At 71.4% G+C, this 21,456-nt stretch carries 24 protein-coding genes; 15 read left to right on the top strand and 9 right to left on the bottom strand.

From position 1 onward, the window contains the following. Positions 1-2: 2 nt before the first annotated feature. The 5 genes from G7071_RS04810 to G7071_RS04790 all read left to right on the top strand — a co-directional run bounded on the left by G7071_RS04810 (position 3) and on the right by G7071_RS04790 (position 6,407). Positions 3-1,997, top strand: a complete 1,995-nt coding sequence (locus tag G7071_RS04810) for an ATP-binding protein (RefSeq protein WP_246210410.1) — start codon at positions 3-5, stop codon at positions 1,995-1,997. Next, positions 1,994-2,905, top strand: coding sequence for a hydroxymethylglutaryl-CoA lyase (locus G7071_RS04805; protein WP_166315576.1), 912 nt, complete (start codon positions 1,994-1,996; stop codon positions 2,903-2,905). The genes G7071_RS04810 and G7071_RS04805 overlap by 4 nt, the downstream gene beginning before the upstream one ends. A 66-nt stretch (positions 2,906-2,971) precedes the next feature. Continuing rightward, positions 2,972-4,063: a hypothetical protein gene (locus G7071_RS04800; protein WP_166315573.1), complete on the top strand. Its 1,092-nt coding sequence runs from the start codon at positions 2,972-2,974 to the stop codon at positions 4,061-4,063. 11 nt (positions 4,064-4,074) lie between these two features. Then, positions 4,075-5,226, top strand: coding sequence for a hypothetical protein (locus tag G7071_RS04795; protein WP_166315570.1), 1,152 nt, complete (start codon positions 4,075-4,077; stop codon positions 5,224-5,226). Next, positions 5,223-6,407, top strand: coding sequence for a hypothetical protein (locus G7071_RS04790; protein ID WP_166315567.1), 1,185 nt, complete (start codon positions 5,223-5,225; stop codon positions 6,405-6,407). The genes G7071_RS04795 and G7071_RS04790 overlap by 4 nt, the downstream gene beginning before the upstream one ends. Positions 6,408-6,410: 3 nt before the next feature. Here the strand turns inward: G7071_RS04790 and G7071_RS04785 are convergent, their stop codons facing one another. Together G7071_RS04785 and G7071_RS04780 are read right to left on the bottom strand one after the other, a co-directional pair. Further along, positions 6,411-7,088, bottom strand: coding sequence for an EcsC family protein (locus G7071_RS04785; protein ID WP_166315564.1), 678 nt, complete (start codon positions 7,086-7,088; stop codon positions 6,411-6,413). A 46-nt stretch (positions 7,089-7,134) separates the two neighbouring features. Beyond that, positions 7,135-8,448, bottom strand: coding sequence for a calcium-binding protein (locus G7071_RS04780; RefSeq protein ID WP_166315561.1), 1,314 nt, complete (start codon positions 8,446-8,448; stop codon positions 7,135-7,137). Between G7071_RS04780 and aat the strand changes: the two genes are divergently transcribed. Then, complete coding sequence (gene aat, locus G7071_RS04775) at positions 8,420-9,244, top strand: leucyl/phenylalanyl-tRNA--protein transferase (RefSeq protein WP_246210408.1); 825 nt, start codon at positions 8,420-8,422, stop codon at positions 9,242-9,244. The genes G7071_RS04780 and aat overlap by 29 nt on opposite strands. Before the next feature lie 181 nt (positions 9,245-9,425). After that, positions 9,426-9,647: a hypothetical protein gene (locus G7071_RS04770; protein WP_166315558.1), complete on the top strand. Its 222-nt coding sequence runs from the start codon at positions 9,426-9,428 to the stop codon at positions 9,645-9,647. 10 nt (positions 9,648-9,657) lie between these two features. Here G7071_RS04770 and G7071_RS04765 read toward each other — a convergent pair whose 3' ends face one another. Beyond that, on the bottom strand, positions 9,658-10,539 hold the full coding sequence (locus tag G7071_RS04765; RefSeq protein WP_166315555.1) for an Fpg/Nei family DNA glycosylase: 882 nt from the start codon (positions 10,537-10,539) through the stop codon (positions 9,658-9,660). 45 nt (positions 10,540-10,584) lie between these two features. Between G7071_RS04765 and G7071_RS04760 the strand changes: the two genes are divergently transcribed. After that, the gene (locus tag G7071_RS04760) at positions 10,585-10,863 is read left to right on the top strand and encodes a hypothetical protein (protein WP_166315552.1); all 279 of its coding nucleotides are present in this window, start codon (positions 10,585-10,587) and stop codon (positions 10,861-10,863) included. A gap of 198 nt (positions 10,864-11,061) precedes the next feature. Next, positions 11,062-12,153 (top strand): ATP-binding protein, encoded by a 1,092-nt coding sequence (locus G7071_RS04755; protein ID WP_246210400.1) that lies wholly within the window; start codon positions 11,062-11,064, stop codon positions 12,151-12,153. A gap of 1 nt (position 12,154) precedes the next feature. Here G7071_RS04755 and G7071_RS04750 read toward each other — a convergent pair whose 3' ends face one another. Genes G7071_RS04750 through G7071_RS04740 form a run of 3 tightly spaced genes read right to left on the bottom strand, consistent with a single transcriptional unit; the run spans position 12,155 to position 13,031 of the window. Then, positions 12,155-12,688, bottom strand: a complete 534-nt coding sequence (locus tag G7071_RS04750) for a YceI family protein (protein ID WP_166315549.1) — start codon at positions 12,686-12,688, stop codon at positions 12,155-12,157. Next, positions 12,685-12,858 carry a hypothetical protein gene (locus G7071_RS04745; protein ID WP_166315546.1) on the bottom strand — a complete coding sequence of 58 codons (174 nt, stop codon included), beginning with the start codon at positions 12,856-12,858 and terminating at the stop codon, positions 12,685-12,687. The genes G7071_RS04750 and G7071_RS04745 overlap by 4 nt, the downstream gene beginning before the upstream one ends. 2 nt (positions 12,859-12,860) lie before the next feature. Further along, positions 12,861-13,031, bottom strand: a complete 171-nt coding sequence (locus G7071_RS04740) for a hypothetical protein (protein ID WP_166315543.1) — start codon at positions 13,029-13,031, stop codon at positions 12,861-12,863. A 125-nt stretch (positions 13,032-13,156) separates the two neighbouring features. Between G7071_RS04740 and G7071_RS04735 the strand changes: the two genes are divergently transcribed. After that, the gene (locus G7071_RS04735) at positions 13,157-15,982 is read left to right on the top strand and encodes a helix-turn-helix transcriptional regulator (protein WP_166315540.1); all 2,826 of its coding nucleotides are present in this window, start codon (positions 13,157-13,159) and stop codon (positions 15,980-15,982) included. Between the two features lie 12 nt (positions 15,983-15,994). Here the strand turns inward: G7071_RS04735 and G7071_RS04730 are convergent, their stop codons facing one another. Beyond that, positions 15,995-16,153 (bottom strand): hypothetical protein, encoded by a 159-nt coding sequence (locus tag G7071_RS04730; RefSeq protein ID WP_206062902.1) that lies wholly within the window; start codon positions 16,151-16,153, stop codon positions 15,995-15,997. Positions 16,154-16,255: 102 nt separating this feature from the next. Between G7071_RS04730 and G7071_RS04725 the strand changes: the two genes are divergently transcribed. The 5 genes from G7071_RS04725 to G7071_RS04705 all read left to right on the top strand — a co-directional run bounded on the left by G7071_RS04725 (position 16,256) and on the right by G7071_RS04705 (position 19,918). After that, positions 16,256-17,035 carry a glycerophosphodiester phosphodiesterase gene (locus G7071_RS04725; RefSeq protein ID WP_166315537.1) on the top strand — a complete coding sequence of 260 codons (780 nt, stop codon included), beginning with the start codon at positions 16,256-16,258 and terminating at the stop codon, positions 17,033-17,035. Between the two features lie 11 nt (positions 17,036-17,046). Beyond that, positions 17,047-17,994 carry a DUF5926 family protein gene (locus G7071_RS04720; RefSeq protein WP_166315534.1) on the top strand — a complete coding sequence of 316 codons (948 nt, stop codon included), beginning with the start codon at positions 17,047-17,049 and terminating at the stop codon, positions 17,992-17,994. A gap of 175 nt (positions 17,995-18,169) precedes the next feature. Next, complete coding sequence (locus G7071_RS04715; RefSeq protein ID WP_166315531.1) at positions 18,170-18,583, top strand: nuclear transport factor 2 family protein; 414 nt, start codon at positions 18,170-18,172, stop codon at positions 18,581-18,583. A gap of 183 nt (positions 18,584-18,766) precedes the next feature. After that, entirely contained in the window at positions 18,767-19,324 is a 558-nt protein-coding gene (locus tag G7071_RS04710; protein ID WP_166315528.1) for a hypothetical protein, read from the top strand. A 102-nt stretch (positions 19,325-19,426) separates the two neighbouring features. Then, positions 19,427-19,918 carry a hypothetical protein gene (locus tag G7071_RS04705; protein WP_166315525.1) on the top strand — a complete coding sequence of 164 codons (492 nt, stop codon included), beginning with the start codon at positions 19,427-19,429 and terminating at the stop codon, positions 19,916-19,918. A 9-nt stretch (positions 19,919-19,927) separates the two neighbouring features. On the opposite strand, the gene G7071_RS04700 is transcribed toward G7071_RS04705, so the two are convergent. Then, positions 19,928-21,049, bottom strand: a complete 1,122-nt coding sequence (locus G7071_RS04700; RefSeq protein ID WP_166315522.1) for an adenylate/guanylate cyclase domain-containing protein — start codon at positions 21,047-21,049, stop codon at positions 19,928-19,930. Positions 21,050-21,065: 16 nt separating this feature from the next. Next, a complete protein-coding gene (locus G7071_RS04695; protein WP_166315519.1) occupies positions 21,066-21,440 on the bottom strand; it encodes a cyclic nucleotide-binding domain-containing protein in 375 nt (124 codons plus the stop codon). Positions 21,441-21,456: the final 16 nt, after the last annotated feature.

Genomic DNA, 21,456 nt, shown 5'->3' with positions numbered 1-21,456 from the left:
ACATGGACAAGCTCCTCGTCGCCAACCGCGGCGAGATCGCGCTGCGGATCATGCGCACGGCCACGTCGATGGGCCTGCGCACCGTCGCCGTGTTCACCGCTGCCGACCGGGACGCACCCCACGTGCGCACGGCCGACGAGGCGGTCGAGGTGTCGAGCTATCTCGACATCGACGCGATCGTCGGCGTCGCCCGCGACGTCGGTGCCGACGCCATCCATCCCGGCTATGGCTTCCTGTCCGAGCGCTCGGCGTTCGCGCGAGCGATCGAGGGCGCCGACGGTGTCCGCCTGGTCGGCCCGAGCGCCGACGTGATGGACGCGATGGGCAAGAAGGACGCCGCTCGTGACATCGCGATCGCCGCGGGGGTGCCGGTGGTGCCGTCCCACGAGCTGCCGTCGGAGGTTGAGGAAGGCGCCCCGTCCTACGAGCTGCCGTCGGAGGTTGAGGAAGGCGCCCTGGCGCCTGTCACGAAACCGATGCACTATCCCGTCCTCGTCAAGGCCGCGGCCGGCGGCGGCGGCAAAGGCATGCGGATCGTGCGCGGCGCCGGCGACTTCGACGCCGCGCTGGCGGCGGCGAAGCGCGAGGCGCTCTCGGCGTTCGGTGACGACACGATCCTGATCGAGAAGTATGTCGAGCGCGGCCGCCACATCGAGGTGCAGGTCATCGCCGACCACCACGGCAACGTGGTCCACCTCTTCGAGCGTGACTGCTCGACCCAGCGACGCCACCAGAAGGTGCTCGAGGAGGCACCCGCCCCGACGATCACCGACGCCCAGCGCGACGTCGTCACCACCAGCGCGGTCGACCTCGCGCGGGCCGTGGGCTACACCAACGCCGGCACCGTGGAGTTCCTGCTCGACAGTGACTCAGGTGAGGTCTACTTCCTGGAGATGAACACCCGGCTCCAGGTCGAGCACCCGGTCACCGAGGAGGTCGTGAGGGTCCGGGGAGACAAGCTCGACCTGGTCGAGCTCCAGCTGCGAGTCGCTGCCGGCGAGACGCTCGGTTTCGGCCAGGACGACGTCACGGTCGCGGGCCACGCGATCGAGGCGCGGATCTATGCCGAGGACTCGTTCAACGGGTTCCTGCCGCAGGCCGGTCGCGCAGACCTGGTGCGCTGGTCCGGCTCGGCACGCGTCGACCATGCCCTCGAGTCCGGCCAGGTCGTCAGCACCAGCTTCGACCCGATGCTCGGCAAGGTGATCGCCTGGGGCGAGGACCGCGAGACGGCGCGCGCGCGACTCCTCGACGCCCTCGACGGGTCGGCCGTGCTCGGCCTGACCACCAACATGGGGTTCGTGCGCGCGCTGGCAGCCAGTGACGAGTTCCGCGACGCGACGATCGACACGGCGTGGCTCGACCGGGCCGAGGTCCCTGCTCCGAGCGCGGACGTGCCCCTGGTGCTGGCGGCCTGGGTCGATGCGGCCCTTGCCAGTCCACGGTTCGCGGGTGTCGCCGGTGACCCGTTCGCACCCGACGGGTGGCGCTCGGCCGGCCCGAGCTCCCCGACCCTGGTCGCGCTCGAGCACGCCGGTGAGGTCCATGAGCTGGTCGTGGACGTCGCGGCCGGCACGGTCGACGGGCCAGATGAAAAGAGGCGTCAGGTGCTCGAACGCGAGCTGGCCGACCACGTCGCCATACTCTCCATCGACGGACACGACGAGCGCGCAGTGGTCAACGCGCAGCGGCACGTGATCGAGGTGTCCCACCGTGGACAGCGGTTCGTCCTCGAGCGCCCCGACGCCTTCGCCGACCACGGACCGGCCGCTGGCGACGGGACCATCCTCGCGCCGATGCCGGGCACGGTGCTCGACGTGCTCGTCACCGTCGGGCAGCAGGTCGCCGAGGGTGAGACGCTGGGTGCCATGGAGGCGATGAAGATGGAGCTCGCACTCAAGGCACCCTTCGCCGGCACCGTCGCCCAGGTCGACGTCGTCGTCGGCCAGCAGGTCGCGCTCGGTGCGACGCTGATCGTGGTGGAGGCGGCCGAATGATTCCTTCCCGGGTCACGATCTATGAGGTGGGCCCCCGCGACGGACTGCAGAACGAGAAGGGGGTGATCTCGACCGAGGTGAAGGTCGAGTTCATCCAGCGGCTCGTCGCCGCCGGGCTCCCGATCGTCGAGGCGACCAGCTTCGTCCACCCGAAGTGGGTCCCGCAGCTCGCCGATGCCGCCGAGGTGATGACCAGCCTGGCTGACCGAATGGGCGACGCCGGTCGCGACCTGCCGGTCCTCGTCCCCAACGAGCGCGGCCTCGACCGGGCGCTGGAGCTCGGCCTCAAGCACGTCGCCGTCTTCGGCAGCGCCACCGAGACCTTCGCGCAGAAGAACCTCAACCGCTCGCTCGACGAGCAGTTCGCGATGTTCGAGCCGACCGTGAAGCGGGCCCGCGCCGCCGGCCTCGACGTCCGGGCCTACGTCTCCATGTGCTTCGGCGACCCCTGGGAGGGTGCCGTGCCGATCGACCAGGTCGTCGGTGTCGGCAAGCGGCTCTTCGACCTCGGCGCCAGCCAGCTCAGCCTCGGCGACACGATCGGCGTCGGCACGGCCGGGCACGTGAAGCAGCTGATCGGGGCATTCACCGAGGCCGGGATGCGCACCGACGACCTCGCGATGCACTTCCACGACACCTACGGCCAGGCCCTGGCCAACACCTTCTCGGCCCTGCAGGAGGGGATCTCCACCTTCGACGCGAGCGCGGGCGGGTTGGGCGGCTGCCCCTATGCCAAGAGCGCCACGGGCAACCTCGCGACCGAGGACCTGGTCTGGCTGCTCGACGGTCTCGGCATCGAGCACGGCGTCGACCTCGGCGCCGTCGTCGCGACCAGCCAGTGGATGGCCGGACACCTGGGCCGCCCCAGTCCGAGCGCCGTGGTTCGAGCGCTGGCAGGCCCTGCTTGATGCTGCCCTCGCGGTTCGACCACTCCGCTGCGCTCCGTGGTGTCTCGCATCGGGCAGGATGACCCCATGAGTCGTCGCGTCGTCCATCTCCACATCGGCGCCCCCAAGACCGGGACCACCTACCTCCAGGACCGGCTGATGCTCAACCAGGCGCAGCTGGCCGAGCACGGGGTGACGATCCCGACCAAGAACCGCTTCGTCGACGCCGACCTCTTCCACTTCCGTGCCGCCCTCGACCTGCTCGACCAGGACTGGGGTGGAGCCCCCGGGCATGCCGTCGGCGCCTGGGACACCATGGTCAAGCGCGTGCGCCGGGCCAAGGGCACGGTGGTGATCAGCCACGAGATCCTCGCCCCGACCAAGCCCGACACGATTGCGCGGGTGATGAACGACTTCGCCGACAGCGAGGTGCACGTCGTCTATTCCGCTCGCGACCTGGGTCGGCAGCTGCCGGCCGCCTGGCAGGAGAGCATCAAGCAGGGTCGCAAGTGGACCTTCGACAGGTTCCTGACCAAGGTCGAGCGTGGTCAGACCTGGTTCCGGGCGGCGATGGACCTGCCGACCGTGCTCGACAACTGGGGCGCCAAGCTGCCGCCCGAGCGCGTGCACGTCGTGACCGTCCCGCACGACCGCGGACCCACCGGCAACGAGCTGTGGCTGCGCTTCTGTCGCGCGTTCGGCATCGATCCCGCCTGGGCCCCGCTCGACTCCGAGCGCGCCAACCGGTCCCTGGGCATCGCCGAGACCCAGCTCATCCGTCGCCTCAACCGTCGCCTCGAGCTGCCGGTGTGGCGTGACGCGACCTATGACGGGCTCATCCGCGAGCTCCTCGCCCAGCAGGTCCTGGTCTCACGCGACGCGATCCCGGTGCGGCTGCCCCCCGAGCGCTTCGACTTCGCCGAGGAGCAGGCCGAACGCTGGGTCGAGTGGATCAAGGGTGCCGGCGTGGACGTCGTCGGCGACGTCGAGGACCTGCGCCCGGTGCGACCCGCACCCGACGCGACCTGGCGCGATCCCGACAAGGTGAGCCCCAAGCTGCAGCTCGGCGCCGCCCTCGACGCGCTGGCGATGATGACGCGCGAGGCGGCGGAGCGCACCCCCAGCGGTGACCTGCCGCAGAAGCTGCGGCAGCAGGCGCGCCGGCTGCGCGAGCGCTGAGCGGCTGGTCGATGGAGCGGCTGGAGTCGGCGGACGGCACTGCCCGCGCCTGGGGCTGGGTCGCGCACCTGCGCGACGGTGGCACGACCCCGTGGTCGGCCTGGCTCGACGAGGCCACCCCGAGTGGTCGCGTCCTGCCGGGAGCACAGCAGCTGGAGCTCCTGCGCCGGCTCAACCTCGCGGAGTCGAGTGCTGGCCCACGCAGCGCAGGCAGCCCCGTCAGCGCTCGACTCGCGGATCGGGTCCTCAACGCCGCCGCACCCGGCCGCGGCAAGCCCGACCTGTCCCTCGTCGGTGTCGCGCCGCGGGCCTATGGCCCCCAGCCGGTCGACCCGGGCGAGCTGCCCGCCGACGAGCTGATCCGGGTCGCGACCAGTGTGCTCGCCGACGACGTCGTCGCCCTCGGTGTGCCGACGCCGACCCGTCACCTGCGCCGGCCCTGGCGCCGGCCCCACCGACTCGTCGGCGACCCGCTCGAGGCAGCGCAGGTGCGTGAGCACCTCGCGCGCCGCGGCCAGCCCCCGGGCGGGCCGGGGGCGCCGGTCCTGGTCCTGGGCGGCCCGCTCGACCAGATGCTGGTCGACGTGTGGACCCGGCGCTGCTTCGAGCGCGGCTCGGGCGGCTGGTTGGAGTGGCTCCGGTTCTGGCAGCAGCGGGGATCGCTGCCGCCCCGCATCGACCTGCCTGCCGTCGTCCAGCGCCACCAGGACCGCCACGTCGACGTCCGGGTGGTCCTCGACCAAGCTCGGCTCCCGTCCCTGCTCGGCGTACGCCGCCTGCCACCCCCCTCGCGGCCGAGGGCCGACGCCGCGGAGCTCGCCCGCCGTATCGCCTCGGTCCTCGGACTGCTGGTCTCCACCGACCAGCGCGCTGCCCTGATGACACACACCGTGCTGCCGCGCATGCCTGCCACGAGCACGCCGCCCGTCTCGCTGCCCGAGGAGCACCGGGGCTGGGTCGTCGAGGCCGCGGAGCGCATGTGCAGGACCCTGAGTCGCTCTGGCTACCCTGTCGTCGGAGATCCGTCCTCGATCGTTCCGGCCGAGTCCGCCGCACCCGCTGCCCCGGCCGTGGCGCGTGGTGAGCTGGTGCTCGACCTCGCCGTGGGGATGCTGGTGGATCCCCGGTGGAAGACCAGCCACGACACGAAGGAGCCGAGGTGAGCGGCAGCAAGCGCGTCCTGCTCCACGTCGGCACCCCCAAGACCGGCACGTCCTATCTCCAGGACGTGTTGTTCCGCAACCGTGAGGTGCTGCGCGAGCAGGGCATCCTCTATCCCGCCGACCGCTTCGACGCCCACTTCCTCGCCGCCCTCGACCTGATGCGGCTGACGTGGGGCGGGCTCGAGACTGAGGCGGTGGGCGCCTGGGACCGGCTCGCCGACGAGGTGCGGGCCTGGCCGGGGACCTCGATCATCAGCCACGAGATCCTCTCGACCGCCTCCCCGACCCAGATCGAGCGGGCGCTGACCTCGTTCGGCGAGGGAGTCGAGGTGCACCTGATCGTCTCGGTCCGCGACCTCGTCCGGCAGGTGCCCGCGGAGTGGCAGGAGAACGTCAAGCACCGCAGCCTGGTGTCCTATTCGCACTTCCTCGAGATGATCCGGGACCCGGCGCGCGACACCCGGATCGGCTCGTGGTTCTGGGGAGCGCAGGAGATCCCCGACATCCTCGACCGCTGGGGGGCGATCCTGCCGCCCGAGCAGGTCCACCTGGTGACGGTGCCTCGACCGGGCGCCGCGCCCGACGAGCTGTGGCGGCGGTTCAGCCGTGCCTTCGGCCTGGACGACGTGGAGCTCGACCTCACTGCGGAGCGCGCCAACCCGTCGCTCGGGGTGCCCGAGACGGCGTTGCTGCGACTGATCAACAAGCGGGTCACGCCGGTGGTGGACCCGCCCGACTACCGCCCGCTGGTCAGGGAGCTCCTCGCCCACCAGACGCTGTCGCGGCGCAGCACGTCGGCGCGTCTGGGGCTTCCGCCGGCCACGCACGAGTGGGTGCAGGAGCTCTCGCGCACCTGGGTCGCGGAGATCGAGAAGCGCGGCTATGACGTCATCGGCGAGGTCGCCGACCTGATCGGCCAGCCGGCGGAGACCTTCACCGATCCCGATGCCGCGAGTGCCGACGACCTGCTTCCGCCTGCGCTCGACGCGATCAAGGCGCTCCTCGTCGAGGGCTCGCGGCTGCGCGAGTCAGAGGCGACGCTGGCCCGCGAGGTCGAGGAGGCACGTCAGGAGCTGCACCTGCTGCGACGGACCCGAGCCGAGAAGACCGTGCAGGCGATGGAGCAGCGACCCTCGGGTCGGGCGGCGCTGGGCGTCTATCGCCGGCTGCGGGGTCGCTGAGCGTCAGCGGCGCCGGGGCAGGATCTCGCGGTCGGCATAGCGCCCCAGCTTCCAGGTCGCATAGCCGTCGGCGCCCATGCCGACGAGTCCGCCCACGACGGGCACCCGGCGACCGACCGTGATCGCGAGTCGCTTGCCGGCGATCCGGGCGACCAGGTCGGCGGCCACCTCGGCGGCGATGATCTTGTCGAGACCGGCGTCGTGCGCCGGGGCCGTGGCGAGGGCCATCGGCGGAGCCGGGATCTTGCCCTTCTTGACCAGCTGGGCGACGCTCTCCTCGCCCAGCAGGGCCGTGAGGATGGCGTTGCGCACGCGCGGGTCGTCCAGGTCGTGGCCCCGGAGGTGGGCGATGCCGGCGATCATCCGGCACTGCACGACGGTGAGGCCGGTGATGTTGGCGGGGATCGTGACGGCTGCGGTGACGAGACCTCCGACGTTGGTCAGGAAGCCCTGGCCGCCGGCATAGCGGACGTGGTTCTCGATCACCTCGTGGATGGCTCGTTCGACGTCGCCGTTCTGCTCGGCGAGCTGCTTGTCGGCTGCTGCCGCCGCTCCCGGCAGCGGGCCGACGCCCGCGATCGCGCGGTTGAGGGCCTCGCGGACGAAGCCCGTGGTCAGACCAGGCGCCACGTCAGTGATCCGAGGAGCGAGGTGCTTGCCGACTCTGCCGCTGATACCCATGGCCCCACCCTAGGCATCGGGGTGATGCCCTGCCCAGAGCGCCTCGTCAGCGGCGGACCTCGCAGTCCGCCGCCCGCTCGATGCTGACACAGGTGTCACGGCCCTTGTCGCCATACGCGCGGTCGCGTCCGGGTCCGCCGTCGAGGAGATCGCGGCCGGTGGTGCCGAGCAGGTCGTCATCGCCGCCGCGGCCGAAGGCTCGCACCCACCGTGCCTGCTTGGTGGCGAAGCGCTCGTCGGCGCGGGTGCCGACGAAGGTCCAGCGGGCGCGGCGTCCCTTCCCGAAGAACTCCTCGACCTGGTGGTAGCGGATGCGGGTGCGCGAACCCGTGAGCCTGATGCGGTCGCGGGGGCGGTCCACGCGGACCCGGGTGCCCTTGGCGAAGTCCGCGGCCAGGTGGAGCGACAACGAGTCCCGTCCGCCGTCGCCGTCGATCTCGTTGCGGACGCCCGGACGGACGACGTAGCCGATCTCGTCGTCGCCCGCGCCGGCCGACACGACGACAGGCGCTGCCCGGGCCTCGAGGCGGTCATCACCCGTCCCACCCCGGAGCAGGCCGTCGCTAGCCACCGACGCGTGGAGGAAGTCGTTGTCGGCTCCACCGGCCAGGACGTCGGTGCCGCCGTGCGACACCAGCGTGTCGCGGCCCGAGCCGCCGTTCGCGACGTCGTCGCCCTCGGGGCCGACGATCCCGAGCCCCCGCTCGTCGGCACTCGTCGTGTCGACAGCGATCACGTCACGTCCACCCAGACCGTCGACGACGTCGTCCCCGGCGCCTGACTGGACGAGGTCGTCGTACGCCGATCCGGTGATCCGGTCGTCGAAGGCGCTGCCCACGACGCCGGCGGGTCCACCCACCACGATGGTGTCGCTGCCTTCGCCCGTGGCGGTGCCGGCGTTGAGGTCCACGAGGACCGGCCCGGTCGCGCCTTCGTAGCTGACCCGGTCGAGGTGCCCGAAGTCGGCGAAGTAGATGTCCTGGGCGTCGGGGTCGGCTCCCAGGTCGACGTGGTCGTCCCCCGGGCCGGGCGCGACCACGTCGGCGTAGTAGTCGTCGTCGGGGAAGTAGGCCCCGTCCAGTCCGCCGAACAGCCGGTCGTCGCCGGCGCCGCCGGCCAGGACGTCGGCTCCCTCGAGACCGCAGATGACGTCGTTGCCGCCCGCACCGTCGATCATGTCGTTGCGGGGGGTCCCGACGATGACGTCGTCCCCGGGCGTGCCCGTGAACGGTGCGGTCCGGAGGTGCCCGTAGCTGGGGACCACGATCGTCGCCGCCCGCCCGTCGCAGGTCTCGTCTGCAGCAGCCGCCGGTGCCGCGACGAGCGCGGGTGTGAGCAGCGCGGCCGCGGCCAACGTCATGGTCAGTGGGCGAGCAGTGATCCCGATCATCAGCGTCCTGTCGTCGTGGGCAGTCGTGGGACGAGGCGACCATGCGAGAAGTTGTCGTCCGCGACGGCTACCGTGCCCGAGTGCCGTCCGTCCCGCCCGACCCTCGCCGTGGGTCTTCCCGGCGCCAGGGGACTGGGATCCCGACGACGACCTGGTCGGGATCGGCGCCGACCTGGCTCCGGGCACGTTGCTCAATGCCTACGCGCAGGGGCTGTTCCCGATGCCGACGGGTGGCACCCGCGATCCCATGGGCTGGTTCTCGCCGGTGCGTCGGGGGGTCCTGCCCCTGGACGGTCTCAAGGTGTCGCGGTCGCTGCGACGGTCGGCCCGCAGCTTCGAGATCCGGGTCGACACCGCGTTCGAGGCGGTGATCGACGCCTGCGGCGACCGACGCCGCCCGGACGGCTGGATCACCCCCGAGTTCCGCTCCGCCTACCTCGCCCTCCATGAGCTGGGCTGGGTGCACTCCGTCGAGGCCTGGCGCGACGGACGGCTGGCGGGCGGCCTCTACGGCGTGGCCCTCGGCGGGCTCTTCGCCGGCGAGTCGATGTTCCACCACGAGACGGACGCCTCCAAGGTCGCGCTGCTCGGGCTCGTCGAGCTGCTGTCCGACGCGTACGCCGACCGGCGGGTCCTCGACGTCCAGTGGGCCACCCCCCACCTGACCTCGCTCGGCGTGATCGAGATGCCCCGCTCGGCATACCTCGCCTCGCTCCGCGACGCCCTGGGCGTCCCGCTTCCCGCTGCCTTCGCAGGCATGTCATGAGGTTCGCGCGACTCGGGTCGGCTCTCACGTGTCTGGTCCTCTTGGCGGCCTGCGGTGGTGGGCCCGGCGACGACGCTCCGGCTGATGCGTCGATCGAGGACTTCTGCGCGGCCAAGGAGTGGTTCGTGACGGAGGGACTCCAACGGCTGCGGGGCCAGGGGTTCCCACCCCCGAGGAGGCGGTGGCCGGCCTCGCCCGTGACTGGGCCCGCGAGCTCGTCCGTGTCGGCACCCCGGACAACATGTCGGCGGAGGCCCGCTCGGGTTTCGAGGAGTTCGTCGACCGCATCGACGACCTCGAGGGCGGCGACCTCGACTCGATGACGTGGGACTGGCAGGGCGAGGACTGGGAGAGCGACGAGGCGAAGGCCGTTGCCCGCTACGTCACCAACACCTGTCCGTGACCGGCACCGGTCACTTCAGCAGTCGGCTCATCCTGCGGTCCGCGAGCGGCTTGCCGTCGGTCTGACAGGTCGGGCAGTACTGCAGGCTCGAGTCGGCGAAGGACACCTCGCGCACCACGTCGCCGCACACCGGGCACTTCTCCCCGGTGCGGCCGTGGACGGCGAGGTTGGTCTTCTTCTCGCCCTTGAGCTGGCTGGCCGCCAACCCGCGCGAGCGCTCCACGGCATCGCCGAGGGTGCCGCGGATCGCGGCATACAACGTCTCGAGCTCAGCGTCGTCGAGGCCGTTTGCCGGCTTGTACGGCGACATCCTCGCCGCGTGCAGGATCTCGTCGGAGTAGGCGTTGCCGATGCCGGCGATCGTGCCCTGGTGTCGCAGCACGCCCTTGATCTGCTTGCGGCCCTCGCTGGCGAGGATCTCGGCGAGGGCCTCGATCGTGAACTCGTCGGCCAGCGGATCCGGGCCGAGCCGGGCGATCCCCTCGACGTCCTGGGGGTCGCGGACGACATAGATCGCCAGGCTCTTCTTGGTGCCCGCCTCGGTGACGTCGAGACCGGCTTGGGTGTCGGTGTCGGGGTCGTCGATCACGATCCGGGCGGCGAGGGGGTTCTTGCTGTTGGGCTTCGCGGGGAGCGCCGGCACCTCGTCGCGCCACCGCACCCACCCGGCGCGGGCGAGGTGCATGACGAGGTGGATGCCCGAGGCGTTGATGTCGAGGAACTTCCCATGGCGCGTCACGTCCTCGACGAGCGTGCCGTGCAGCGAGTGCAGGGGCGGGTCGAAGGTCTTCAGCGCGCTGAACGCCGCCAGGTCGATCCGGGTGATCGCGCGGTCGACGAGCCGGCTCCGCAGATCCTGGACCAGTGCTTCCACCTCGGGCAGCTCGGGCATGCAGGCGAGTCTAGGCAGACCTTGACTGCCGGGGGAGGATGGAGCATGGCTATCGCCCGACCGTTGCCGACGACGGGGTCGATCTTCTTCGACGCCCGGGGCGACGACCGCGCGCTGCGGGTGTCGTGGCACCACGACGTGGATCTCGTCGTCGTGTCGTTGTGGCGCGACAACGTGTGCAGCGGTTCCTTCCGGCTCACCGTCGAGGAGGTCCCGGCCTTGATCGAGCTCCTCCGACGCGGCCTCGACGCGGCCTACGCCGTGGCGGGTGCACGCGACGACCTCCACCGCGCGGACGAGACGCGACCCCTCCACGTGGGCTAGACCAGCCTGACCCAACGGCGCCCTCCGGGAGCGGCGCTCGCGGGATCGGGAAATCTAAGGAATGGGCTAGATCCACCGATACGGTCGGATCGTGGACCCGATCAGGAACCCCTACGCGCCCGGCGCCGGCCAGCGCCCCCCGAGCTGGCCGGTCGTGACGAGCAGCTCGCGGCCTTCGACGTGGTGCTCGAGCGTGTCGTGAAGGGTCGCCCCGAACGCTCGCTGGTGCTGACCGGGCTGCGCGGCGTCGGGAAGACGGTGCTGCTCAACGCGCTCCGCTCAGCGGCCGTACGCCGACGCTGGGGCACCGGCAAGCTCGAGGCCCGCCCTGACCAGGGACTGCGCCGGCCGCTGAGCAGCGCCCTGCACCAGGCCGTCCGCGAGCTGGGGCACACCGACGCGGACAGCGTCGACCACGTGCTCGGGGTGATCAAGGCGTTCGCGCACCGCGACGCGGGGGCTGGAGCGAAGCTGAAGGACCAGTGGAGCCCGGGGATCGACGTCCCCGCCGTCCGCGGACGAGCCGACTCCGGCGACATCGAGATCGACCTGGTCGAGCTGTTCTCCGACCTCGGTGGGCTGGCTGCCGACGTGGGCAAGGGCATCGCCGTCTTCATCGACGAGATGCAGGACCTGGGGCCCGACGACGTCTCGGCCCTTTGCGCGGCCTGCCACGAGATCAGCCAGACCGGGCTGCCGGTCATCGTGGTCGGCGCGGGCCTGCCCCACCTGCCGGCCGTGCTGTCGGCGTCGAAGTCCTATTCCGAACGGCTCTTCCGCTACCAGCGCATCGACCGGCTGGCGCGGGAGGCCGCCGACCTGGCGCTGACGGCACCGGCGGCCGAGGAGGGCGCCGAGTTCGAGCCGGCGGCGCTCGCGGCGATGCATGCCGCCACCGGTGGCTATCCCTACTTCATCCAGGCCTACGGCAAGGCTGTCTGGGACCGCGCCCCGCGGTCGCCGATCACGGTCGACGACGTGCTGGTCGCGACGCCGGAGGCGGAGTCGGAGCTGGCGGTGGGGTTCTTCGGCTCGCGCTACGAGCGCGCGACGCCGGGGGAGCGGGACTACCTGCGGGCCATGGCCGACGTCGCGGCCGCGTCCGACGACCCGGACGTCGACGCCGTACCCACCGCCGACGTGGCGAGCCACCTCGACAAGAAGCCGCAGTCGCTGTCGCCCGCGCGCGACGCCCTGCTGAAGAAGGGGCTCATCTATTCGGGGGAGCGGGGGCGCATCGCCTTCACCGTCCCCCACTTCGGACGTTATCTGCGCGAGCACGCCGGCTGAGTCACTGCCGATCGACCCGGCGAAGGGTCAGCTCGACGTCGAGGTCGAGGAAGCGACCGATCACCAGGCTCGGCACCCTGATGCCCAGAGGTCTGCGGTCAAGCTTCCCCGTGACCTTCGCGCGCACCTCGTCGGCGCGCCGCTCGAGGAGCACGACCGTGAGGTCCACCGGCGCCTGCTCCCCCCTGGCACGCACGACCCCGCCGCCGGTCCAGCCGTGCGAGGCGAGAGCAGCCCGCTCGATCTCCACCCGCACGACGGGGTGGTCATCGAGGTGGAGGAACGTGGGCTTGTGCAGGTCGCGGTCGCGCCGGGCGTTGCCCGTCGCGACGCCGGCGACGTCCAGCTCGACCCAGGAACCTCCGATGTCCCCGTCGGGCCTGACGACGGCGCTCCCGCCGGTCACGGGGAACGACCCGCGGACGGTGGTGACGAGCTTGTCGCGCACCTGGAAGGTCGCCGTGCAGGCCGTGGTGTCGGCTGCCCAGTGGCCGGCCAGCGCCGCCACGCTCGCCAGGTCCGGCTCGGCGCTCATTGCGGTGCTCCCGCCAGGAAGTCAGCGAGCTGTCCGAACGCCACCGCGTCGACGCATCGCGTGACCCGGTCCGGACCTGGCAGGAGGGCCGCGTCCTCGCCGGGCAGCAGCTCGGAGGCACTGACGAGGTGGGCGAGGTCGTCGAGGGCGGCGGGGTCGTGCGTCAGCACGATCACGTGCTCGGTGCCGTCGGCGGCAACCGCGCGTATCCCCCGAGCAGGCGGTCGCGGAGCGCCGGATCGGATGCGACGAGCGGTGCGATGCGCTCGCGGCCTGCTCGGGCGGAGGCCGCGACGAGCTCGTCGCTGCGGGGTCCGTCGAAGGAGATGATCTGGGCATACATCGGGTGGTCCTTCCGGTCGGGGCCTCTTTCGAGGCCGGGGCTGCCAGCCTGCGCCGCCCGGGGCCTGCGACACCTCAGTGGTGGCACGGATATCGCCACCGAACCGGTGCCGCGATACTGAGCCGGTGGGATCGGTTCACGGTCGTCGAGACGAGCTGTCACGCCTGGAAGCGGTGTGCCGAGCGGCGGTCGGCGGCGACGGCGGCTTCGTCCTCGTGACGGGTGAAGCCGGCATCGGGAAGACGAGCCTCGCCCAGGCTGCGGCGGGCGTCGCCGACGAGCTCGGCTTCGCAGTCGCACGGGGTTGGTGCGCCGACGGTCCCGGGACGCCGCCACTGTGGCCGTGGCGCCGGATCGCGAGGAGCGTGCCCGGGCTGGGCCAGCTGCTCCGGGCGGCCGTGGAGGCTGAGTCGTCGGACAACCGTGACGCGACCGTCTTCCAGCTGCTCGACGGGGTGCTCAACGCCCTGCGCCTTGCCACCCGGGACGAGCCGTTGCTCCTTCTCGTCGAGGACGTCCACTGGGCCGACTCGCTGTCCCTGGAGCTGCTGCACCGACTCCTGCCCGAGCTCGCGGAGCTGCGCGTGGTGGTGATCGCCACGGCCCGCGAAGACGGGTCGGGCGAATCGGCATACACGCGGCTCGTGCCGTTGCTGTTGCAGGCGCACCAGGCCATCCACGTCCCGCTCGCCCCTCTCAGCGTCGACTCCATCGCGCAGTGGTTGGGCGCAGATCCTCGTACGGCGAGCTGGGCGCCCCATGCCGATGAGCTGGCCACGCTGACGCGCGGCAACCCGTTCTATGTCAAGACGGTCGCGGGCGAGCTGTCGCCCGGGGAGGCCCGACAGCTCGTCGAGGGGCTGGCGACTCGCCCGACCTGGCGCGCTGTGCTGCTGACCGCCTTCCGGTCGTTGCCCGACACGGTCGCTCAGACCGTTGCGGTGGCAGCCGTGATGGGCGAACGGTTGTCTCCGGCCCTGCTCGCGGCGGCGCTCGCCCGCCCCACGGCCGCCGTGAGCGACGAGCTGTCGGTGGCGGTCCAGGCAGGGATCCTGCACTTCGGCGACACCGGCCTGGCCTTCAACCACGCCCTCGTCCGCGACGCCATCGTCGCCGACCTGAGTCCCCACCAGCGCATCAGCGCCCATGCGGCCGCAGCCGCCGCTCTCGAGGCGACGGGAGACCCGTTGATGGCAGGACCAGCAGCGGCCCACTGGTCCCACGTCGATGGGCCCGAGGCCGCACGCCACTGCCGCGACCAAGCAGACCTGGCCGCGGCGTCCTCGACCCTCGCGCCCGATCGTGGCGTCGAGCTCGCCGGCCTGGCCCTCCGCTCGGCCGAAGCGTTGTCGGCCGGCCCCTCGGAGGTCGCGGAGCGGCTGCTGGCGCTGGCGAGGTTCCAGTGGGCGGCGGGGATGCCCTCTGCTGCCATCGATTCGTGCACCAGCGGACTCGACCTTGCTGAGCAGGCGGGGCGACCGCACGTGATGGCGGAGCTGGCGCTCGTGCCCCAGGGTGTCGGATCCCCCGAATCAGCTGACGACCTGTGCCGCCGGGCGCTGGCGGCGCTGCCCGAGACCGAGAGCGTCCTGCGCTCGCGCCTCCTGGCCGTCGTCGCGGTCGGGTCGGCCGTCGCCGCCCAGTCGCGCGGCCCGCTGACCGGTGCCGAGCAGGCGGGGCCGTCCGCCGACGCCCTGTCCGCCCAGGCGCTGGCTGCTGCCCGAGCATCCGGGGACCCCCAGGCCGAGATCGAAGCCATCGCGGCTCGTCACTTCGTCCTGAGCCAACCCCAGGCGATCGCCGAGCGCGCCGTCCTGGTCGACCGGGCCCTCGAGCTGGGACCGGCGACGACCACGACGATGGGCGTGCTCTGGGGACACCTGTGGCAGGCGGACCTTGCCCTGCAGACGGGGGCGGTCGCCGACGTCCCGGCCTCGATCGTCGCCATCGAACAGGTCGCGGAGCGCCGGCACTCGCCGGTTGCCCGCTGGCACGGGTGGCGGCTGCGAGCTGCGCTCCAGGTCCTGGCCGGTGACTTCGACCAAGGGCGAGACACCGCTCGGCAGGCGCGACGACTGGCCGACCGGGTGGGCGACGTCTCGATGGTCGGCATGCACGTCGCGTTCCACGTCCACCTCGCCGTGCTGCGCGGCGACCCGGACGACTTCCTGCCCGAATCGCTCGCGACGATCGCCGCCGCACCGCCGATGCCCCTCGTGCGCGCGTCTCGACCGCTGATCCACTGGGCACGAGGAGACGTCGCCCGAGCGCGGGCCGAGTTCGCGGCCCTGCGCGACGTCCCCCAGCAGTTCCCGCTGGGACCGCGGTGGAGCGGGACCGTGGGCCAGATCGGCCTCGGCGCGGTCGTCCTCGGGGACGCGGAGGTGGCGCGAGACTGCTATGAGCTGCTGCTGCCCTGCCGATCCTGGTGCGGAGGTGACGGAGGCGGATCGCCATACGCGACGGGCTCGATGGAGTTCGACCTCGGCCGCCTCGCCCAGACTTCCGGCGACGCGTCGCTCGCGGCCACGCACTTCGAGCGTGGGGTGGCAGTGGACGACCGGATCGGGGCTCGGCCGCAGGCCGCCCTGGGTCGCCTCGGGCTCGCCGAGTCCCTCGCCGACCAGGAACCCGCTCGTGCTCTGCAGCTGGCTCTGATCGCTGTCGACGAGCTCAGCCGGCTGGACATGCCGGGACCGCTGGCCCGGGCGGCGTCCCTGCGGGACCGGCTCGCTCCGATCGCGGCCCGAACGACCAGGCAGCCCGACGGACTCACTCCGCGCGAGGTGGAAGTCGCGCTGCTCGTCGGCCGGGCGCTGACCAACCAGGAGATAGCCGAGCAGCTGTTCTTGTCAGTCCGGACGGTGGAGTCGCACGTCCGCAGCGTCCTCGCAAAGCTGTCGCTGACCAGCCGCACCGAGATCGCTGTCTGGGTGCATCGACAGGACTAGCGGGCCCGGCGCCTATCCCGCGACCCGCCGCAGGGCGCGGACCCACGGGGACCATCGGGCCGGCCGGCCCGCCACGGTGCCCGTGACCTGACGCTCGGCGTTGTCGAACAGGTCCTGCATCAACGCCTCGTGGAACCAGCGGACCGCGAGCGGCGGCGCATGCGCAGCCACCGATCCAGGGGGAGGAATATCTGCGCATGGCCGGTCACCTCGAGCGACGAACCGCCGGTTGCTTGCGGCGCCCACGCGCGATCGCTGCGACATGATGCCTGCATGAGGCCGCAGGTCGTCGCCCACCGTGGTGCAAGCCACGAGAACCCCGAGCACACGCTCCGTGCCTACGAGCGAGCGATCGAGGCGGGCGCTGACGCGCTGGAGTGCGACGTGCGCCTGACCGCCGACGGACACCTGGTCTGCGTGCACGACCGCACCCTGCGCCGGACGGCCGCCGACAAGGGCATCGTCTCGACGATGAACCTTGCCGAGCTCGACGAGCTCGACTTCGCCTCGTGGAAGAACCCCTGGGCCGAGCTCGACGACGAGGCGCCCGACTTCGACCCCTCGGAGCGCAGGGTGCTGACGCTGCGCAAGCTGCTGGAGACGGTCGCCGACGCCGACCGACGGGTGGAGCTGGCGATCGAGACCAAGCACCCGACGAGGTATGGCGGTCTGGTGGAGCGGCGTCTGATCGAGCTCCTGGCCGACTTCGGCTGGACCGGTGCGGACTCCCCGGCGCGGATGATGAGCTTCAGCCTGACCGCGATCCAGCGGGCCCGTCGGCTGGCGCCCGACCTGCCGGTGGTGATGCTCGTCGAGAAGGCCCACCACTGGCCGATGCTCAAGATGGTCGTCGGCAGGGACTGGATCATCGGCCCCGGCATCGACGAACTGCGTGCCCACCCGGGCCTCGGCAAGCACCTGCGCCTGGCCGGTCGCGAGATCCATGTGTGGACGGTGAACACCGAGGCCGACCTCCAGCTGTGCCTCGATCTCGGGGTCACGGCCGTCATCAGCGACAAGCCGGGATACATGCGGCAGCTGCTGGACAGATAGCGTCTACGCCCATGGCCAAGAAGTCCCGCACCAAAGCCCGCGACATCGCTTCGACCGAAGGCGCCGGCGAGAACGCCGTCGGCCCTCGCCAGCCCTGCCCCTGCGGCTCGGGGAAGCGCTACAAGGCGTGCCACGGCGCCGCCGGTGGCGCCGCACCCGTGTTCGTCAGCCGTCCGTTCGAGGGGATGCCCGGTGAGTGTGACGTCATCGCGCTCCGCGAGCTGGTGCCTGCGGCGACCGTGCCGCTGACCGTTCCGGGCACCGATCGCGAGGTGCGCCTGTGCACCCTGCTCCCGATGGCCGCTCCGGCCATGGTCCGCGAGAGCGGGGCGATCTGGCTGGGGCTGCAGGTCGCGCACCAGTACGGCGACCCTGCGCGCGACCTCGGCGCGGTGCTCGAGGCCGCGATCGCCCAGACCGAGCCGGGGGTCGTCGGTCTGACCTCCCCGCCCGGTGAGGGCCCGCGCCTCCAGGACCTGATCAGCAACACCTCCCTCGACATCACCGTCCACGACGGCTTCGGCTACTGGATCGACGACCTCGGCGACCAGGACGACGCGACGGCTGCCGCCCTCGAGGAGGCCAGCTCCGCGGCCCCCCCCACGGCCCGGCTGGAGAGCGTGGAGGCGGCGTACTGGACCAACGTCGGCACCAAGGAACACCTGCGCTGGGTGATGCCCCACCCCGAGGACCACCTGCTCGATGCGCTGGCGCGGCTGCATGCAGCGGGTCAGGACTCCGTCGCGGAAGGCTCACGCTTCGTCGGGATGTTCCGCGCCCACGGTCGCCTCGCCCCGGTCTGGGACCTCCCGGTCGGCACCGGCGCGGCTGTCCTCGAAGATCCGGCGGCCGCCTTCGCTGCGGCGCTGACCGACGCGCTGGCCACCGGCGGCGACCTCACGGCCGAGGAGCGCTCCGCGCGTGCCGGATTGGCCAACAGGCAGGTCACCATTCGTTAAAGGATCGGCGTGCTGCTTGTGTCCGGCGCAGCAGTGCGCGTAGCGTGAATTTCGCCCGGCCGTTGTTGTATCCCCCGTCAACAGCGGCCGGGCGTTCCATGTTCTACGGCGGATTCGTCTCTCCTTGCAGCGTGCGCGCCACGCGTGCCATGGTTTTCTGGACCGGAGGTGACAGATGGCTGAGGACACTGCCTCGATCGACCTCGTGAGGCGCTACATCGAGGCGGTCCAACGGGCACGGGCTTCCGGAGACGTCAGCGACTTCGAGGCTCTCCGCGAGTTCCTGTCCGCGGACCTCGTCATCAAGGTCGCAAGCGCTTGGACTGACGAGCCGTGGCAGGTGATGCACCGAGGGGCGGACGCACTGATCACGAGGTTGCAGGCACCGATCAACAAGTCCACGTCGCTCACCACGGAGAACATCACCGTGCAGCAGGCGGGCGACGACGTCTACGTCGAGCAGCTGTCGACCATCGTCGACAGCGACGGCACCCACGTGAGCATGGTGTGCCACATCTTCTCCGTGGTGGATGGCCTCATCACCGGCGTGCGGGGCTACCGCAACGAGCGCGGGATCCCCGCGGGCTGAAAGACCGGCACCGGAACAGGCCGCGAATCGCTCTGCCTGGGCGTTGCCGGTTCCTCGGACCCGCGTTGCAGGCGCGAGCGGCGCCCACGACCGACCTGCGGTTGAGGAGTTTCCCCAGTAGGTCCGTTCCAAGTCCGGGGTGATTTCGCTGACAGCCGGAGAAGCCGCCACTACGGTGTGCCAATGCTGACCACTCTCCGCGCTGTCGTCGCCACTGCTGTCGCCGTCGCCCTGGCTGTCGCGGGCATGGCGGGGCTGGTGGGTTCGGGCGCCACTGCCAACGCATCCGCGAGCGCCTCCTCCAGTGCGTGTGCTGCCCAGACCAAGGAGCTGACCGACGCGGCGACGGCCACCCAGGAGTCGGCCACGAAGGTCAAGAAGGCGAAGAAGCGCCTCAAGAAGGCGAAGAAGTCTGGCCAGCCCGCCAGGGTGAAGAAGGCCAAGCGCAAGCTCCGCGCGGCCAAGAAGGAGCTCAGGCTCCAGCTCGAGTGGTACACCACTGCGCGCGCTGCCTATGACAAGTGCCTCAAGGCCAACCCGCCGTCATCGCCCACCGCGACCAGCACTGCCACCAGCACCGCCACCGGGACGGCCACCAGCACCGCCACCGGGACGGCCACGAGCACGTCGACGGCGACGCCGACCAGTGGGCTCCCGACGATCCCGAGCGGGCCCCTTCCGCCCCTGTGCATCCCCAACCCGTTGCCGACCGGCCCCTCGGAGATCTGCCTGCCTGGCTGACCGGAGCCTCCCTACCCCCAGGGCTGGAAATCCGGCCGACCCGTTCCAATTTCAACATCAGGCGTACACACTGGCCACCTCCGTCCCCCGAGAGGTTCCGCCATGCTCCGCTCCCTCCTTAATCCGCTCGTCGCAGCGTTCGTCGCCCTGGTCCTGGCCGCCGGCGGGCTGCTGGCCGTTGCGACAGCTGGTACGGCGACGGCGACCGAGACCCGGTCGGGCTCAGCGCTTCGGGCCGACTGCTCCGAGGCCAAGCAGGACCTGAGTGACGCGACAGCCGCAGTGCAGGAGGACAGGGCCCTCGTGCGCAAGCTCAAGAAGCGGGTCAAGAAGAGCACGGGGGCCAAGAAGCGGAAGTGGAAGAGGAAGCTGCGCGCAGCTCGGCGCAGTCTCGCCCTCCAGCTCGAGTGGAAGGAGATGGCGCAGAAGACCTACGACGACTGCCTGGCCGGCACGCCGAGCCCCACGAGCCCGCCGCCTTCGACGAGCGCCTCGGAGTCGTCGTCGACGTCGACGTCCAGCTCGCCCTCACCCACGGCCACGACGACGACGCAGCCGCCGTGCCCGCTGGCTCCGCTTCCCTGCCTGCCCTGAGCCCGGCCGTCAGTCCTTGGTCGGCCTGAGCCGCCAGGCCTCGAGCCGGCTGTAGCCCTTCACCGAGACGCGTCGGATGCGGCGGAACTGATAGCTCGGGGAGTCGTCCTGGTCTTGGTTGTCCGCCTCCGGACCGGCGTCGGGGGTGGCAGTCGACTCGCGTGAGTCTTCCGGGCCCGTGTCGCCGTCGGCGGTGGCAGCCTCGTCGGAAGGTGCCTCGTCGGCGTCGGGCGCGTCCTCACCGGTCAGGACGGCGTGGGCGCCACGGTCCACGACCACGGTGCCGGGCCTGGCGACCGAGGTCAGCCGTGAGGCGATGTTGACGGTTGCGCCGAAGACGTCCCCCAGCCGGTTGACCACCGCGCCGTAGGCGATGCCCGCCCGCACGTCGGGGAAGAGGTCGTCGCTGTCTCGACCCCGTGCGGTGAGCGCCAGCGCGATCTCCGCAGCCGTCGAGGCCTCGTCGGTGGTGAAGAGGATCTCGTCACCGATGGTCTTGATGACGCGGCCACCGCGATCGATGACGGCCGTGGTCGCGGCCTGCTCGAACCGCTCGATCCACTCGACCAGCTCGGCCTCCTCCAGCGACTTGCTCTGGGTGGTGTAGCCGACGATGTCGACGAAACAGACCGCCATCGTCTGCTCGGGCTCACCGGCCGAGGCGGTCGCCAGCAGCCGGTTGGCGGTGCTGGCGAGGTGGCGGCGCCATACGTAGGACTGCAGCGCCTCGACCCGCGGCACCACCTCCGTCGCGATCTCCGCCAGGCCCACGCCGGGGTCCTTGGCCTCGATCGCCAGGTCGGTCAGCAGGGTCGCCTGCCACTCGGCCAGACGCGCGAAGCTGCGGCCCCAGGTGCGGACCAGGGCCGCCTGGGAGTCTGGGCTCAGGATGTCGAGCTCCATCAGGTCGACCGCCAGGCGGAGCGCCTGGACGTCGCTGGCAGTGAACGCGACAGTCTCGTCGGTGACCTGCACGAAGCCGAGCAGCCGCCACAGCTCGGTTGCGAGCTCCATGGGGACACCAGCTCGCTCGGCCACCTCGAGGCGGGTCAGCGTCGGTGGGCCACCGAGCAGGAACGACTCGACCTCCTCGTAGGAGTCGCCGAGGTCGATGGAGTCCGACTCGCTCATGCGGACTTCACGCTGGTCAGCTGTTGCCGTAGCGCTCGGCCGCCGACGCCTCGAGCGCCGCTGCCAGGGACGGGATCTCGTCGATCAGCCGCGTGAGCTGTTCGCGGGTGTAGTGCAGCGCCTGGAGCGGGGTGAGCGCGACGATCGTCGCGGTGCGGAGCTTCTTGTTGATGATCCCGGCCTCACCGATGATCTGCCCCGGACCCAGGATGGCGATCTCGGTGCCCTTGCTGCGCACGGACACCTCGCCGGAGGTCAGGATGTAGGCCTTGTCCGCGAGGGTCTTCTCGCCGATCGGAGACCAGCCCTGCGGCAGCGAGACCGGTGTGCCGGCGGCAGTGACCTTGTCGGCGTCGGCGGCTGGGAGGGCGTCGAAGATGGACGTCGTCATTTCACGTGCTCCTCGT

The organism is Nocardioides piscis, from assembly GCF_011300215.1.
GTDB lineage: Bacteria > Actinomycetota > Actinomycetes > Propionibacteriales > Nocardioidaceae > Nocardioides > Nocardioides piscis.
The sequence above is the reverse complement of the archived record's forward strand: the minus strand, read 5'-3'. Positions and strand labels throughout refer to the sequence as shown.